The sequence below is a fragment of the Paenarthrobacter sp. YJN-5 genome, assembly GCF_015040095.1.
Taxonomy (GTDB): Bacteria; Actinomycetota; Actinomycetes; order Actinomycetales; family Micrococcaceae; genus Arthrobacter; species Arthrobacter ureafaciens.
In genome coordinates, this window is record NZ_CP053544.1 from 882,223 (window position 1) to 898,040 (window position 15,818).

Here is a 15,818-nt window from a genome sequence, read left to right on the forward strand (position 1 = left end):
CGCAAGCGCCGCACATCCCGCGAGTGCAGCACATCCCGGAAAGCGTGCCTTCCCTGCAGGTGGCGCCACCGGCCGGAACTTCACGGATCGGAACGTCATCGGCCGGAACGTCACCGTCCGGACGTTCCCCGGTCAGCAGGATGCTCAGGCGGGTCATGGACGGTGAAGCGGGAATGGCTACGGCCGAATACGCCATCGCTACCCTCGCTGCCGTTGGACTCGCCGGGCTGCTGGTGGTGCTCCTGCGCAGCGATGAAGTTCGTGGGTTCCTGCTCAACCTGATTCGAACCGCGCTCTCTTTGCCATGAGGCAATACCTCCGGGCCCGGTTGGCCGGCAGGGATGACGTGGACGGCAGGGAATCCGGAGCCGTGACGGCCGAGTTGGCGGTGACCTTGCCCGCGGTGATCCTGCTGTTGGCCTTTCTGTTGGCCGCGGGTGCAGCAGGTATCACCCAGCTGCGTCTGGAGGAAGCTGCGCGTGCAGGCGCTCGAGCCCTGGCACGCGGAGAAACCGAGGGGGAGGTACAAGGGATCGTCCAGCGCATCGGTGGAGAGGAAGCAAGCGTGCACGTGGGAAGCGACGGAGATTGGTTTTCCGTTACCGCCACCGCCCGGGCAGGGGGAGCGGTCGGCCCACTGATTCCGTGGGATCTGAGTGCTACGGCCATAGCTCGCCAAGAGGTACCGGGAAAGTGAAAAGTACGTCCGGAATGACGCGAACGGCAGGTACGGGTTCAGAGAATGAAGCGTTCCTCGCTGAGCGCGGATCCGGAACAATCTTGTCCCTTGGCCTCGTCGCAGTCCTCGGCGCGCTGCTGGCGGGACTGCTGCTGTTGGCCCAGGCCGGCGTCATGGCTTCACGGGCGGCAACAGCTGCGGACCTGTCGGCTCTCGCGGCCGCCGATGCCGCTCGCGGGCTGACCAGCGGAGAACCGTGTTCCGTCGCATCGGCTGTCGCGGCGGAGCACGGTGCCCGTACTACTCGTTGCGGGACATTGGGGGAAGGGATCGTCGAGGTCAGTACGGAGCTGCTGCAACCGTTCCTGTTTGGTCCAGCCACTGGACGGGCGCGGGCCGGACCGCCGCCCTAGCGCCTGCGGGGGCTGCGGCTCTGGCACGGGTAGGACGGGCGCGGGCCGGACCGCCGCCCTAGCGTCTGCGGGGCTGCGGCTCTGGCACGGGTAGGACTGCGGCGCGGGTAGGACGGGCACGGGAGCACCGGATCAGACGGCTTGCTCCAGCAGCACATCCAGAAGTGTGATGGCGGCTGCCTTGTCCAGCGGGTTGTTCTTGTTCCCGCATTTGGGGGACTGCACGCAGGAAGGGCAGCCGGCGTCGCACTCGCAGGCGGCAATGGCATCCCGTGTGGCGCTGAGCCAGGTTTTGGCCTTCTCGAAGCCGCGCTCCGCAAAGCCGGCTCCTCCGGGGTGCCCGTCGTAGACGAAGATGGTGGGCAGTCCGGTGTCAGCATGCAGGGCCGTGGAGACGCCTCCAATGTCCCATCGATCACTGGACGCGACCAATGGCAGCAGCCCGATCGCAGCATGTTCCGCGGCGTGCAAGGCTCCCGGGAACTGGGCTTCAACCAGGCCGGCATTGTTCAGGGACCGGTTTTCGACCACAAACCACACGGCCTTGGTGAAGAGTTCCCTGGCTCCGAGGTCCAACGGTTCTTCACCGAGGATCTCATTGGAGATCAAGGCCTTGCGTTGGAAGGACACCACTTGCGTGGTCACTTTGACGTCCCCGAAGTGTGCGGTGACATCGCCCCACTGGACGGACCGGTTCGTATCCAGCACCTCGATCTGGGTGACGTCCCTTGCCGTCGTGTAGAAATCGGGGTTCACCCGCCGGACCATGACGCAATGATCGCCCTCGTTGAGTTCCTCCACGAGGTAGCTATCGCCTTGATGGACATAGATCGCGCCGGTGTGGGCCTGGTAGTGCGTCTGTGGCGAATCCATGGTGCCCAGGAGGGAGCCGGTTTCGGCATCCACGATGCTCACGGGGCCGCCACCGTCGGCCCGGAGATTGACCATTCCGGCGGCGCTTTCCGAATGTGTCCAGAACCAACCGGCAGGGCGCTTCCTGAGGTAGCCCTGCATGACCAGCCGGTCGAGGAGTCCCTCAGCGCTGGGCCCGAACAGATCAAGTTCGGCCGGTCCAATGGGCAATTCCGCGGCCGCGGCACACAGATGGGGGCCGAGGACGTACGGATTTCCGGGATCAAAGACCGTGGCCTCCACCGATACGTCGAAGATGGCCTGGGGGTGGTTCACGAGGTAGGTATCCAAGGGATCGTCGCTGGCCACGAACGCAGCCAAGGCGTCCTGCCCGGCGCGTCCCGCGCGCCCGATCTGTTGGAAAAGCGATGCCCTGGTGCCCGGCCATCCTGCAACGAGCACGGCGTCGAGGCCGGAGATGTCGATTCCCAGTTCCAGTGCCGAGGTACTGGAGACGCCCAGCAATTGACCCGACCGCAGCGCTTGCTCCAGGGCCCGGCGTTCCTCCGGCAAATAGCCCGAACGGTAGGCCGCCACCCGTGCAGGCAGGCTCGGGTCCACCTCGTCCAACAGCCGCTTGGTGATCGAGGCGATGGACTCAGCGCCGCGGCGGGACTTGATGAAGGCGATGGTACGGACGCGGGACGAAACAAGGTTGGCCAGGATATCTGCGGTTTCGGCCACTGCCGTCCGCCGCTGTTTGGCGCCGTTCTCGCCCTTGAGTTCGGTCAGGGCCGGCTCCCAAAAGGCTACCGTTGTGGAACCGTGCGGAGAGCAGTCCTCCGAAATTTCCCGGGCGGGGGCTCCGATGAGCCTGCCGAAGGACACGCCGGGGTCCGACGCCGTGGCGGATGCGGCGATGAAGACGGGCTCGGGAAAGGACGTACCTGCGCCGTAATAAGCGCAGACCCTCCGCAACCGCCTCATCAAGTTGGCGACGTGGGAACCGAACACCCCGCGGTAGCTGTGGGCCTCGTCCACAATGACGTAGCGCAGCCTACGGAAGAACTTGGCCCACCACTCGTGGTTGGGCAGGATGCCGAAGTGCAGCATGTCGGGGTTGGCGAGGATCAGGTTGGCATGATCACGGATCCAGCGCCGGGACGACCGGTCCGTGTCGCCGTCGTAGGTTTCTGCGCGGACCGTCGGCAAACGCAACGAGCGCACGGCAGCGAGCTGATCGGCGGCCAAAGCCTTGGTGGGGGACAGATACAAAGCCACGGCGCCGTCGTCGTGGAGTTTGCCGGGTTCGGACAGGACCCGGAGCTCAGACCTGTGGATCGCATCCAAAGCGGGCAGCTGGTAGGCGAGGGACTTCCCGGAAGCGGTGCCCGTGGCGATGACCACGTGTTGGCCGGAGTGGGCCAGACCCGCTGCCTGCACCTGGTGCCGGTACGGTTCCAGGATTCCCAGGCCTTGGTAGGCGGCAACGATGTCCGGATGCACCCATTCGGGCCACGGCTCGTTGACGGCTTTGCGCGCCGGGATGGTGTGGACGTGGCGGAGCTGCTCCGGATCGGTTGTCCGGCTCAGCAAGGAGATCAGGGATGGTGCGGCCACCAACCCATTCTGTCATTCCGCGGAAAGGTCCGGTCCTCCAGCGCTTCCCACGGACATCATGAGGACGTGGCACACCACGTCCCAACCGAGGTGGGAGTAGAGCTTCTGCCCGTCCAACGAAGCCAGCAACAGCCCGTTCTCGACGTCGTGCGAGAAAGCCTGTGCGGCCAGCGCCTTCATGATGAAAGTTCCCAAACCGCGCCGCTGGAAGGCGGGCTCCGTGACGATCTTGTCGAACACCGCTGTGCCGTTCACCACGTAGACCCGGCCGCTCGCGGCCACCTGCTCACCGGAGTGGACCACGGCGTAGTGCACGCCATTGGACTCGCTGGTGGCCAGTTCAAGATCATCGTCGGGAAGCCAGGGATCTTCGGCATCCTGGGTCTCCATGTCCACGATCATCATGGTCTGGGAAGCGGAGTTGACGTTGAGTCCGTGTTGTTCGGCAAGGTACTTGTACCGTTGGACGTCGTTGGTCAGGATCGTCAGGATCCGGGTCTCTGCTTCTGCGGTTTTCGCAGCCAGTGCAGCGAATTCCTCGTCGGAAGGGTCATGGGCAAAGTACTCCCAGTCACCTGTCTTGTCGGCGCGCAGCGCGGCAGGAAAACGGCCCTCTTGCCGTGATTCGTAGCCCCGGCAGCCGGTCCACCCGGCCACCCAGACTTCCAAGAGGTGTGCGATGTCTTCAACCAAGGCGTCTGGACTCATGTAGAGAGAGTATGCCAGCGCTCCGGGAAGCAACAGAGCCGGTTCTGCCCGGTAGCGGGTGCTTATGAAATTGTGACTTCGACGCGGGATTCTAATACACCAAGTAACCTTTAACGGTGGCTTTGAACCGGAATGTGTTCATTAACCTCACATCTCAGTAACGGTGCGGGAGTGGTGGGCTTGCAAAACCGGTTACGGGACGCTTACGGGACTATTTGAAGCCAGCGCCAGTACGACGAAAAGCCCCCACCTCATCACGAGGTGGGGGCTTTTGCGCAGGGGAAGGTAACCGGATTTATCCGCACATGCCCCTATGATTGGGGCATGACTCTTGGGGGAAGTGCCTTGCGCGTGCGCGCAGCGAAGAAGCGACACATAGCAAACATCGACGTAGTGCGCATCATTGCTTTGGTGGCAATAGTTATTGGACACGTCTACACGCACAACGAATTCACGGACAAGCTGATCCAGAGTTGGCGCCTGCCTATCTTCTTCATGCTATCGGGCTACTTCTGGTCCGCGAGCAGGGACCTCAACGCGGAAGCTTGCACTAGGACTAAGCGACTCCTAGTGCCTTATGCCTGGTGGCTTCTGATCCTCGCGGTTATCAGTTTGCCTGCCAGGGCGATCCGTGAACCGGATTCCCTTGGCGGTGCGCTTACTGGGGTCATCTTCGGCGGGTCTTACGCCGAGCGGCCTTTTACAACCTTCTGGTTCTTCACAGCGCTATTCGTGGCGACTGTGCTTTACCGCTTTCTCACCGAGCTGCGCACGGGCGTCCGGTTGGCCGTAGTTGGCGTCGGCCTGCTTGTGAATGTTCTCTTCGGCGCAGAACTTGCCCTCGCGCCGTTCTCAGTCCTCAGCGCCTTGGGGGCGCTCGTCTTCATCGAGGCTGGGCGGTTTGTCCGCACCCTGAGCAGGGGCATCAATAGCAAGACCGCAGCCGGGCTAGCTGCGGGGTGCGTGGCGATTGCCGCCGTGATCCTTTTAGCGCTGCCTGATTTCGTGCCGGTGGACATGAAGTCAGGGCAGTTCCCGCCGCTCGCCGTCCTTGTCGCCCTGCTGATCTGCACGGCTTTGCTGCTTGCTGCCATTTCAGTGCCGGAGCCCACCTCCAAGGTTGCGCGTGCATTGGAAACTGTGACACGCCCGACACTCGCAGTGATCATTCTGCATCCTCTTGTGCTCTGGGTCCTCCGCCCCGAGTCAGGCTCGCTCCCACTTCCCGCTATCACTGCCGCGGCCCTGCTACTGCCATGGGTTGCAGGATTGCTGATCGCACGGACCCGCCTTTCCTACCCGCTGCTTGGGGTGCCGCCCGCTAAGTAAGGCGGGCACCCCAAGTGCGGCTAGGCCACTTCTACCGTGTCTATGGTCGCTACCCAGTGCCATTCGTCACTGTCGGGCGGGGTAACGTGCACGCCGATGTGTCCGTAGAGTGTTTCGGCGGTCAGATCCGGGACAGCGGTGAGGGCCAAGGCGTCTCCTTGTCCCGCTGTCCATGTGGGGGAGCCAAGCTTGACAATCGAACTCGCGCCAGAAGCAAGGCGCCTGAACAAAGCTGTGATTGTCCAGTACGCCGCCTCTCCATTACTGCCGGTCTTCTTGATTCCCACGAGCTTGATAGTTGCCAAGTATGTGGAGGTGGAAGAAGGTAAGGCGACGACGTTTGCCGAAGCCACACCGCCATTGGCGATTGTTAGCTGCGTCTTAGCGGTGCTTGTTGTCAGCGCTGAGACAATGTGTTCACCCTTTTGCTGGTCACCATCCACAGCAAAGCGGCCGGCTGCCCGGACGCGCTTTGCGTTTGTGCCCCTGGTGTGCGCGCGAGCGCCAGTCGCTTCGGACACAAAAGCGTTCGAGGTGTTGAGGCTGCCCATGGCTACAGAGTTGACGGCTGATGCCGTGTTTCCGTAGCCCTGGACGAACGACTGAGCCCCTGACGCTACTTGGCTCACAGTATTGCGCCCGAATTGAAGATCAACAGCTCCTGCTCCACGGGCGCTACCGTTAATTGTGGTCAGGGCATCCCCGTACTGGACTGAGAAATTTGTTCCCTGCGGGTTCGTCCCGGTGTCAATAAGGGAGCCAGGGTTGCCCGTTACGGTGGTGGTCGCATCAACACGGGTAGCAGACACTATCTTCTTAGCGGCGGGAGCGTCGGGGATGGTGTTTCCCATGATGACGCTATTTAGGATTGGGTATTGAAGATAGATGCCCGCAACAAACCCCGCTGGAACTGCGGAGTTTGGGTGGAAGATATGGTTCCCAATCAGCTTGTTGTTGTTGCCTTCTAGGCGGAAACCGTGCACTTCCGGGCCGTCTGCTTCACAATGATCCCAGAAGGAACCGAAACTGCCTTTCTGCCAGAAATGGGTAGCTCCGTAGAAGGCGTGCACGCCAGTCCAGAAGTTGTTACCCCCTTGGTCCACGCCATTGGCGACCTTGGCGCGAACAAGGATCACGCTGGACAAGATGTGGTTGTCAGTTGAGAGCACCTCAAGATTATGGTCCGACCACTGCGCCGCGTCCGTCCCGCCTCCGCCTTCAAGCCTGACCATAGGGCCGATGACGTTTTCCCATGAGAGGTAATCGGTGCCCTGCCCGGTGATCCGAATATTGGAGTAGGCCCCAAGCGCCGGGTTCAGCCCGTAAAGACTGTGAACCCGAACTGCGTGCGCGTTGATGAGGTCGATGTTTCGTTTCGCAACCTTGTTGCTATCGATTGTCATGTGCGCGATTTCATGCGGCGCCCCTCCTGTCACGAGGGGCGTTGGCGGCAGGTGACGAATTACCGCATCAAAGCTGGCGGGGGAACCGATCGCTTTGAGCTTTGTCAGGCTTCGGCCTGCCCCAATGATACGGATCGGTTTTGCCATGAAGGTCGTGGGCGACGTTGTGTTTGGGAGGTCAATCGGAGCACCAACAGCGCATTCACCAGCCGGGATGTAGATAGTGGCAGTCTTGATCGATGGGTCGCTGTTGATAGCGTTGATCAGGGCTTGAATGGCCGGCTGATCATCCGTCCCATTCATCAATGCGCCATGGTCTTTCACGTTAAAGGTGACATCACCTTTGCCGACATACGTGGCATTAAGTGCCGCGTCTTGCAGCCGTGCGGGGAGGGCCTTGTCAGGGACGCGGTTGAAGTCGAGGATTCCCATATGGTTAGCCTTCCGTAACGGTGATAGCGGGGCGGTTTGTTATGGCTCCGGTCGTGCTGTCACGGGTCACCATGGGTTGCGTGAACGTAAGGGTAGGCGTGCCAACACGGGTGATGGTGTACGAGTTGACCGCACCCGGCCACGTCACCGAAGCAACACCCGAGTACACGCCGGCAACACCGTCAGGCCACACCACCTGCGCCGAAGTAGCCGCGCCATCAGCGTTACGAACCACCGACCCGCTGAACAGTGCGTCAGGGTCACGCGCGAGCTGCAACAAGGCGGCCTCCAAATCATCCTCCACCGAGTTCAACCGCTCAGCACTCAACGGGGTGTTCCCGATGACGCCGTTAGTCCAGTTCCGTCGAGCCATCAAACGTCCCATCCGTGAGCCCGCGCGGCGGCGGTAAGTTTGTCGATCTGTGCTTGCTGTGCTTTCACTACGGGCAGGAGAGCCACGCCTAGAAGGTCGTACCGGACGCCGTCCACGACGCCGCCGTAGTAGGTGACGATTTCGGGAAGGGTTAGGGCGACTTCCTCAGCGATGAGGCCATACTCGTTTTTCGCGCCCTCGATCTTCTGTTCCGGGCCGATGATCCGGTTGCCGTCCGCGTCTTCCGGGAACCGGTACGTTGCCTTGCGGTCGTACCGGACAGGCCGCAACGCCAGGACGCTTGCCGGGTCCACCGGGTGGGTGACAATGTTCTCTTTGTACCGTTCAGACGAGACGTTCCTGCCGAAGTGGAACCCGCCGTCGTTACCAACCCACACGGCGTAGAACTCGGTGCCGGCGACGTTGTTCGTCCACCCGTATTGTGAACCGTCAGCCTGCGGCACAGTCCCGGACGTGATGTCCGCGCCAACATGCGTATGGCTTGATGGGGGGAACGTTACGGGGGTGCCTGAGATTGAACCCCACGTGGTGGTCTGGTTACCCAACCGAACCCATGTCGAACCAACCAGAACCTCAACCCCGTACTCGGTCGGCGCCGTCTCAATCAGCGACCCAAACCGGGCGACAGGCGTCGAGCCCGCGGCGTCATACGCGACGAACGTGCCCGTGTTCGGGTCAACGCTCACACCAACGGTCCCGTCCGGGCGTTTGAACTGCATCAAACCGTTCACCAGCACCCCGTCAGGGATGACGTTGATGCCAGCCGTGGCGAGGATGTTCGCCGGCCCGTACTCACGCAGTAGCCGTTCAAAGTCGGCCAGCTTCCGGGCGATCCAGTCATCCCCAGCGAACTGGGCGCCTAGCTGTCCAGGCTGTGGCATCAGATACCCCCGATAGCGGTTACGTCAATGAGTGGTTGGATGGTGTTGGCGTCCATGCGCCAACCAACGCAGCGGCCCGTACCGTAAATACCGTCAGGCCATGCGGGACCGGTGAGGTCGAACCCGATGTCATCCCCAACGAACCAGTCCTTACCGAGGCGGGGAGCCTCCGCCCGGTTCGCCGTGATTTCCAGCCCAAGCCCGCCGTCTTTCATCGCAGCAAGAGCGCGGTCAGCGTGAGCGTCAAGGGTGGCTGTGTCCGTGATCGACGTTGACGGCGACCACCTGTATTCGAACGCGGGCCGCATGTCAGTAGTGTTCGCTTTCTGGGACGACTGCGGGCGGGCGTCATCAACACCGGACGAAACCGCGATGACACGGTTAGCGCCCAACTGGGAAGTGTACGACTCGCCCAACTCCGCCGAAGTGACGGAACCGGGAAGGTAAAACTGTGCCGCGGGTTTCAACCCGGTCGGCGCGGACCTTCCAATACGGTTACCCACATAGAAGACGGGGGTAATGAGGTTGTTGACGTTCTCCCACCCAACAGTCCATTCCGGACCGCCAATAACGCCGGCGAGGTCGCCAAGGACCGAGTACACGGTCTTGTCCTCGACTGCTTTGTAAGAGCGGTCCCGTGCGGTGCCGTTGCTGCCCACTACCTGCACGCGGAGAGCGATGCCAGCCATGGCGGCTGTTGCAACGTAGGACTCGATGAGGTCTTTCGCGATCAGGTTTTGTGCCGTGCCGGTATAGGTTCGGTTTCCCACGTATCGCCGGTCAAAGTACGCCTCGGGGGTTGCTAGGGAGAGCTCAACCTGCCCTGCATGGTTGGTGCGCCGGTCTATGACCATGCCCCCCCAGAGCGGGGTTGAGCCGTCGTCATCGAGGCAGACGATCCACACGGCGCCGGGGCGTGTCGCTTGCCGCCAGTTCGGTGGGGCTGACAGTGCCGGGAGGGACGCGGTTTGTGTTTCGTAGCGCATCATCGTGCACCCGAACATGCCCCGCAGTTGGAGTTCGGGGAGGTCCGCGATCATTTGGCCGTTGTTGACGTTCACGGCAACCCAAGACAAAGTCACGCGGACCCTCCCGATTCAGTTATTCAGCTTCGTGCTTGCCCTCGTAGGCGGGCGTAGTCTCGGCGTTCGTCGCAGACGGGTTACCGTCACGAGCTCCCGAAACAATAGAGGTTAGGACCGACGCCAGCGCTGCCGTTGCAGCGACCGAAAGCATCTCGTTCCACGGCAGATTGGTGATGCCGATAGCGCCGGTGGTCATGAAACCCAGCAGCACTTGAGCGAAGGTCTTGACGGCGCGTTCGCCAGCGGCAAGCCAGAACTGTGCGCTCAACATCTACTTGCCTCCCAGCAACGCAGCAACCTGCTTGGCGGTCTCAGCCGGCACAGCGGCAGTAACAGCCGCAGCGATCTGCGCTGGATCCAGCGCAGCCAACGCGGCGTAGACAGCGCCCGCATGACGGACACCAGCCTCGCCGGGAAGTAGCGCGGCGTTGATTGTTTCAACGTTCTGGACCAGATCGTAGAGCGGACCAGCGTTGCGCTTTCCCGACTCTCCGGGGGCCGCGATGTTTCGGATTTCCGCGATGATGCGGTCAACTGCGTCAGACACTTCGGTCTCCTGTGGATCAGTGGTGGTTTCTTTGATGTCGCCGGCAGGACCAAGAGAGGCGGAACCGTTGGCTTCGTCTTCCCAGTAGTCGGTCATGAACAGGCGCGGGTTGACGCGCCCGTAAGTGTTGGTGTTGAGGTTGAAGTTGAACGGCAGGCAACCGACGTGGCAGTGCGGGCCGGTGCTCACGTTTGTGCCGCCGTCCGTGTTACCTGACAGGGCGATGATCTGACCGCGCTTCACGCGCTGACCAGTCTTCACGCGGAGTTCCGAGTTGTGCCCATACTCGAAGTACGGGGCCGTCGCGCCGTTCATATTGAGGACGACCATGAGGCCGCCATACATGAGGTTCCAGCCGAAGTTATCCGCGTACGTGTCATCGAACTGACCAGCAAACACAACCTCGCCGTCACCAGCGGCACGCACAGGCGTACCAACAGGCACGGCCCAGTCGTCGCCATTGTGACCACCGGGCGGGTTAGGCCCCCAGCCAGGATTAGCGCCGAAGTCCTGCGACCGTTTGACGGCACGGGGAAAGGGGAAAAGGTAACCCATGGCTATGCTCCGGGAGGGTTGACGTTGATAGTGGTGGTGGGTTGCGGCGGGCACTGCGCAAGGTGGTCCTCAAGCTGCTTATGCTGCTTGTCAACGGCGTCCCGCAAAGACTTCCCACTATTCGGGAACAGCTCATGCCGGATGGTTTCCAGGAGCTCGTCCTGCCGGTCCATGCGCTCGAACAAGCCGGGAATCTCTTTCTGCCCGGACTTCTTGTCCTCAGGGACGCCGATGATGCGGTCAATGAACCGCCCCCACTTCCGCAGGAACGGCCCAACCTTCCACAGGAAGAGACCCACAAGGAGAATCGCGACCAGCCACGGGGCGACGGGGATCAGGTCAGTTATCCATTGAGGGATCATGTCGTGGGCCACGTCGTTCCGTCGCAGATGATGAACGTGCTCGCGGCGGCGACACCTGAGAACGCGGTAGGCGTCTCGAACGTCACAGCACCAGCAGGGTTCACATACAAACGCCCCCACCCGCCCATAGCCGTTGAGGTTGGGACGATGATCATCTTGTTCGTCATGGGTCGGTAACCGGAAGGCACGGTCCCAAGCGTGTACTGGGTGTTTGCGAGCATCGTCAACGTACCTGAAGCGCGCTGCCAGGCACCCTCGAAGATCACGTCACCGTCCGCGTTCTGCGTAACCTGCGGGGCGGCGTAACCGGCCCCAAGGGGCAGGTAGAGCGCGTCGAGCGTCAGGAGCGCCCGCCCACCGACCCAGCGGGACCCGTTATAGCGGTATTGGCGGTCAGTGTCTAACTGATCAACGCGCAGCCCCTCGTACTCAGTGAGCGCATCCCGGTCAGCTTGTGCAGCCACAGGCTGAATACCGCCTGCGGTAACAAACCTTGCCGGGTTCAGCACCACAGAAGGTGAGCCCCCGCCAGTGGCAGGAACCGTGATCGTGCCCACAAGGAACGACCGCGCCGGCAAAGCGGGCGCAACAGGCGACGCGGAAGGTGTGCCTGCGAGGTACAAGACCTCGGCTGTGCGGGCACCAGAACCGTCGCCGCTGGATGAGTCGTTGACCTGGATGTAAACGATGTCCTTACGGGCATACGTCGCGTCAGCAGCGGTCACGGACCCTGTTACGTTGGCGTCCGAAGCCCACCGGTACGAACCCTGCGCGGTTGCTGCTGCGGGGGAGATGACCGCGGAGCAGGGAGTGAGGGTCCATGTCGTAGACGTTGCCGTGAGCACGTTTCCCGTGCCGACGCGGAAACCCTGTACAGCTTTGAGTGGGATGCCTGAGCCGCCCCCGTACAAGGGTGCGTTGGCTTGGCGCTCGTTTGACGCGGAGTATGTTGGAGCGCCACCACTGGCGTCCATAGGTTGGCAAGTAATAGTCATGGGTTAGCTCCAAGAGGGCTTCGTAGTGACCGTCAGTTGGGCGGTAGCGCTGTACGCGGCGGCGCTGAAAGCAATGTCGTTGTCGCCGGGGTCAAGGGAGAACCAGCCTCGGGAAGTCACGTAGCCGGCGCGGGCTGCCTGCCCTTGGGCGAGGACTTCACGGCGGTCCATGTCCACAGTCACGAACTCACCCGAAGTCAGTGCGAGGGAGGTGGCGAACGTGAGGGCTTGCCTCTTCCCGACATGGGTGACGGTCCACCCGCCTGCGGGGATTGGCCCGTCAACGCGGAGCCACACAGGCGCTTGGGTGTTGCCGGTGTTGGTGAGCCTGACGACGCCCGTCTCGGACACACCCGTGTAGGTGATCGGGTAAGTCGCCGGGTACGTGCGCCCGCCAGAGGATGACGGCAGCGGGGTTGATACCGTGATCAGGTCCCCAAACTTTCGTGGGTCCTTAGCGAACACCTGGAAACTGAACCATGCTTGCCGGTTGTTCAAACGCTTTGGGATGATTTCGCCCTGACGTTGCGCCAGTACGTGCCGGATGTATCCTGTCTCGGATACGACCATCGTGAACTGTTCCAACGTCACTGACGCGTTCAACAGGTCAAGGGCCGCGGACAGCAGTTCAGGGGACTCTGTGAAGATGTACCCCTCGATGGACAAGACCCGGCCCTCGTAGAACGCTTCCGAGGCGGTGGCGCCGTGGCCCCGCGCCCGCTGCGTGAACTGCGCAGTTGACGCGGGACTACCCCACCCGTCAAACCGTTTCACGATCCAGCGGGAGCCGTTGTCATCGATCGCGTTGAGCAGCAAGTCACCGATAGCGATCGGGGAAAGGCTGAACTCTTGTTCGGTGGTCCCTGGGTACAGGAGCCGGGACGGGTACGTTATCGGGCTTGGGTAAGGCACCCGTCCTCCTTAGACAGCACGCGCGGCCAGCACACGGGCGGTGGTGTAAGCCGTTGACACCGGGTTCCCCGAGGTGTCGTAGATGTTGAATGTGTTGCCGCCCTCAGGCAGCCTCCCGGTTTCGTTGGCGTGCAGGAGCTTCCCGGCGCCGATAGAGTCCACCGAGGATTTCTTGATGACAATCTCACCGGGGGTCAGCATCGCCGGGACCGTGTCAGTCCCAACGGGTTTGAACCCAGCGAAACCGCCGTTAGCGAGGTAACTGACCAAACCGCCAGTGTGGGGCAGTACGGGAGCGAATGTTCCAGGACGGAACGCCGTGTCGGCCGCTGATTCCCCGCCGCCGCCAGTGATCTGCGTTTGGATGCTGATCGTGCGGGCGCGGGTGAGTTGCTGCAACCGGGCCTCAGCCGCAGCGGCAGACGCCTCATCGACTGACACCTTCGTTGGCGGCACGCTGGCCGGAATCTTCATGATGGAGTCGATGTAGCGGATAACCGCGTCACGGTTCTGCCCGTTCGCCACAGCGTTATCGATGATCGCCTGCCGCTGCGTGATGAGCTTCTGTCGGGCGTCCTCTGACCTTCCGGTCATGGTTCCGAACGCCTCAGCGGAAAGCTGCGCGGACGACACAAGCTGTAGCAGGTTCCCGCGGTTCGTGACCGCAGCCTCACTGTTGCCCTCAAGGGCGGTACCGTTCGACTTGATGGTTTGCGTGGTCGAGATGAGCTGACGTTCAAACGAGTTCTGTGCCTGCTCAAACGACAACGACTTACCAGCCAGCAAATCAAGCTGCATTTTCAGCAACCCGCCAGCGTCGTTCTGCAACTGCATCTGCAACGTGGTCGCCGCCAACTGGTCAGCGGTCTTCCGTTCGGCTTCCTCAGCGCCAGCCAAAGCCGCTACGTTGGTGCCGAGCATGCCCGCCATCATCGTCAGCTTCCCAGCCTGCGCGTCCAACGTGGTCCCGGTCTGGCCCTTCGCTTCGTTGAACCGCTTCTCATACTCGACAGCCTGATTCAAGGCGCTGTTCTGGTTGCCGATTTCATCCCGAACAGACTTCACCGACGCCTGCACATCCTTGTTGATGCGCATCTGATCGACGTTGATACCACCCATTTCCAACTGGGTGCTGTTCACGTCCTTCGCTTTGGCGTCATAGTCATCCAAGACGCGGGTTAGTTCGCCTTGCGCGTCCTTGTTACCAAGCGCCGCCTGGGTCAGGGTTTCAAGGTTGATGCCGAGCTTCTTAGCCGCGTCAGCGGCCTGCGACTTAGCGATCTGCTCCGCTGTGTGGGAACGGACGTTCTCAGCGATGATGCCGTTGTCACGTTGCAGGGCCGCGGTGTAACCCATGGTCGCCGCCGTCGCGTCCTTCGTGGAAGCAGCAGACCCAACCATCACACCAATCAGGGCGCCAACACCAGCCACCACAAGCCCGATAGGGCCGAGGGACATGTTCAGCATGAGCCCGAAAGACTGGATGATGGGGATGAGCGCGGACCACGTAGCGAACGCGGCATAAGCACCAAGCGCGCCGGAAACCAACAGGGTAAGAACCTCAGTAGGGATCCCATCAAGGATGTCACCGATGACCTTGAGTGAAGTCAAAGCAACACTGCCCAGTGGCGCGAGAGCGGCAAGCAAGTTACTGACACCCTTGACGAGAGATTCGATGGTTGCCATGACCTGGGGCATGACCGCCAGGGCGTAGTCCCCGAAGGACCGCAGCCCGTTGCTGGAACCGATCGTAGCGAACCGTGACGACAACTCCCCAAGGTACCCGGCGAAACCCCGCATAACAGGATCCAAAGTGGTGAACATCCCAAGCATGCCTGACAGGCCGTTCGCTGCGACGTTACCCGTGACGCGGGAGAAGTCGCCCATCTGCCGGTTCAGGGACGGCATATAAGCGTTCAGGGTGTTAGCTGACCGGTTGAACCCCTCAAGGGTCCCCTCAGCCGATGTCGCGGCGAGGCCCCTGAACTGGTCCTTGATCTGCTCAACACCAGCGGCGTAGCGGTCACCAATCGGACCGCCCTTTTTCATTTCCTCGTTGACGCCAACAACGGCGAGGACACCAGCTACGCCGAGCGCGCCAAGAGCTGCGGCGCCGGCAGCGGCTACCCCGGCGATGGGGACGGCTGCGGGTGCGAGCATCGCAAGTGCCGAGTACAGGAGGTGGATGGACCCGCCAGCCTGCTTCGCGGTCGAATCTACTTTACGGTTCGACTCGGACGTTTTTTCTTTAGCTGCGGTGTCTTGCTTTGTGGCCTCGGTAGAGCGTTTCGTCCACTCGGTGAAGTCCATCTTCGGTTTGATGGACTCTTTGTCAGCCAACGCCTGCGCGATCGCAACCGTACGGCCCTGCTCACGCATACGGGCAAGCGCAGCGGAAGACGCCGAAACCTTCTTCTCAGCCACCTCCACGGCGGCGAGCTCCGCAACAGCCTGCTTCGTGCCAGCCGTCTCAACACGGATCTTCGGATTAGCCCTACCCAGAGAATGGGCGCGCGTCTCAGCCTGCGCGAGCTCCCGGTTCCAATCAGACGAATCAATCTTGAGATTCGCGACGATCGTGCCGACATTCGTGGACTCAGACACCGGGCGCCCCTTCCTGGGGTGGTTGGTTGTAAACCCGACAAATCAGC

At 61.8% G+C, this 15,818-nt stretch carries 16 protein-coding genes; 4 read left to right on the plus strand and 12 right to left on the minus strand.

The window, feature by feature from the left end; genetic code table 11:
• The first annotated feature begins 23 nt into the window (after positions 1-23).
• The 3 genes from HMI59_RS04155 to HMI59_RS04165 are packed head-to-tail and all read left to right on the plus strand — an operon-like array spanning position 24 to position 1,092.
• Complete coding sequence (locus HMI59_RS04155) at positions 24-308, plus strand: DUF4244 domain-containing protein (protein ID WP_370583582.1); 285 nt, start codon at positions 24-26, stop codon at positions 306-308.
• The gene (locus tag HMI59_RS04160) at positions 305-697 is read left to right on the plus strand and encodes a TadE family type IV pilus minor pilin (RefSeq protein WP_193592902.1); all 393 of its coding nucleotides are present in this window, start codon (positions 305-307) and stop codon (positions 695-697) included. Before HMI59_RS04155 ends, HMI59_RS04160 begins: the two co-directional genes overlap by 4 nt.
• A 14-nt stretch (positions 698-711) precedes the next feature.
• Positions 712-1,092, plus strand: coding sequence for an Rv3654c family TadE-like protein (locus HMI59_RS04165; RefSeq protein ID WP_193592903.1), 381 nt, complete (start codon positions 712-714; stop codon positions 1,090-1,092).
• Between the two features lie 132 nt (positions 1,093-1,224).
• Here the strand turns inward: HMI59_RS04165 and HMI59_RS04170 are convergent, their stop codons facing one another.
• Entirely contained in the window at positions 1,225-3,564 is a 2,340-nt protein-coding gene (locus HMI59_RS04170) for a DEAD/DEAH box helicase (protein WP_193592904.1), read from the minus strand.
• 12 nt (positions 3,565-3,576) lie between these two features.
• A complete protein-coding gene (locus tag HMI59_RS04175; RefSeq protein WP_166186416.1) occupies positions 3,577-4,272 on the minus strand; it encodes a GNAT family N-acetyltransferase in 696 nt (231 codons plus the stop codon).
• A 324-nt stretch (positions 4,273-4,596) separates the two neighbouring features.
• Here HMI59_RS04175 and HMI59_RS04180 point away from each other — a divergent pair, with 324 nt between their 5' ends.
• Positions 4,597-5,601 carry an acyltransferase gene (locus HMI59_RS04180; RefSeq protein WP_193592905.1) on the plus strand — a complete coding sequence of 335 codons (1,005 nt, stop codon included), beginning with the start codon at positions 4,597-4,599 and terminating at the stop codon, positions 5,599-5,601.
• A 20-nt stretch (positions 5,602-5,621) separates the two neighbouring features.
• Here the strand turns inward: HMI59_RS04180 and HMI59_RS04185 are convergent, their stop codons facing one another.
• Genes HMI59_RS04185 through HMI59_RS04230 form a run of 10 tightly spaced genes read right to left on the minus strand, consistent with a single transcriptional unit; the run spans position 5,622 to position 15,771 of the window.
• Complete coding sequence (locus tag HMI59_RS04185) at positions 5,622-7,436, minus strand: hypothetical protein (RefSeq protein WP_193592906.1); 1,815 nt, start codon at positions 7,434-7,436, stop codon at positions 5,622-5,624.
• Positions 7,437-7,440: 4 nt separating this feature from the next.
• A complete protein-coding gene (locus tag HMI59_RS04190; RefSeq protein ID WP_193592907.1) occupies positions 7,441-7,809 on the minus strand; it encodes a hypothetical protein in 369 nt (122 codons plus the stop codon).
• Positions 7,809-8,711, minus strand: a complete 903-nt coding sequence (locus HMI59_RS04195; RefSeq protein WP_193592908.1) for a tail fiber domain-containing protein — start codon at positions 8,709-8,711, stop codon at positions 7,809-7,811. Before HMI59_RS04195 ends, HMI59_RS04190 begins: the two co-directional genes overlap by 1 nt.
• A complete protein-coding gene (locus HMI59_RS04200; RefSeq protein ID WP_193592909.1) occupies positions 8,711-9,793 on the minus strand; it encodes a hypothetical protein in 1,083 nt (360 codons plus the stop codon). The genes HMI59_RS04195 and HMI59_RS04200 overlap by 1 nt, the downstream gene beginning before the upstream one ends.
• Before the next feature lie 19 nt (positions 9,794-9,812).
• Complete coding sequence (locus HMI59_RS04205; RefSeq protein WP_193592910.1) at positions 9,813-10,067, minus strand: holin; 255 nt, start codon at positions 10,065-10,067, stop codon at positions 9,813-9,815.
• Positions 10,068-10,898, minus strand: coding sequence for a M23 family metallopeptidase (locus HMI59_RS04210; protein ID WP_227471532.1), 831 nt, complete (start codon positions 10,896-10,898; stop codon positions 10,068-10,070).
• A 2-nt stretch (positions 10,899-10,900) separates the two neighbouring features.
• Positions 10,901-11,272, minus strand: coding sequence for a hypothetical protein (locus HMI59_RS04215; RefSeq protein ID WP_193592912.1), 372 nt, complete (start codon positions 11,270-11,272; stop codon positions 10,901-10,903).
• The gene (locus tag HMI59_RS04220; protein ID WP_193592913.1) at positions 11,257-12,255 is read right to left on the minus strand and encodes a hypothetical protein; all 999 of its coding nucleotides are present in this window, start codon (positions 12,253-12,255) and stop codon (positions 11,257-11,259) included. The genes HMI59_RS04215 and HMI59_RS04220 overlap by 16 nt, the downstream gene beginning before the upstream one ends.
• Positions 12,256-12,258: 3 nt before the next feature.
• Positions 12,259-13,167, minus strand: coding sequence for a phage tail domain-containing protein (locus HMI59_RS04225; protein WP_193592914.1), 909 nt, complete (start codon positions 13,165-13,167; stop codon positions 12,259-12,261).
• Between the two features lie 9 nt (positions 13,168-13,176).
• Positions 13,177-15,771, minus strand: coding sequence for a hypothetical protein (locus tag HMI59_RS04230; RefSeq protein ID WP_193592915.1), 2,595 nt, complete (start codon positions 15,769-15,771; stop codon positions 13,177-13,179).
• Positions 15,772-15,818: the final 47 nt, after the last annotated feature.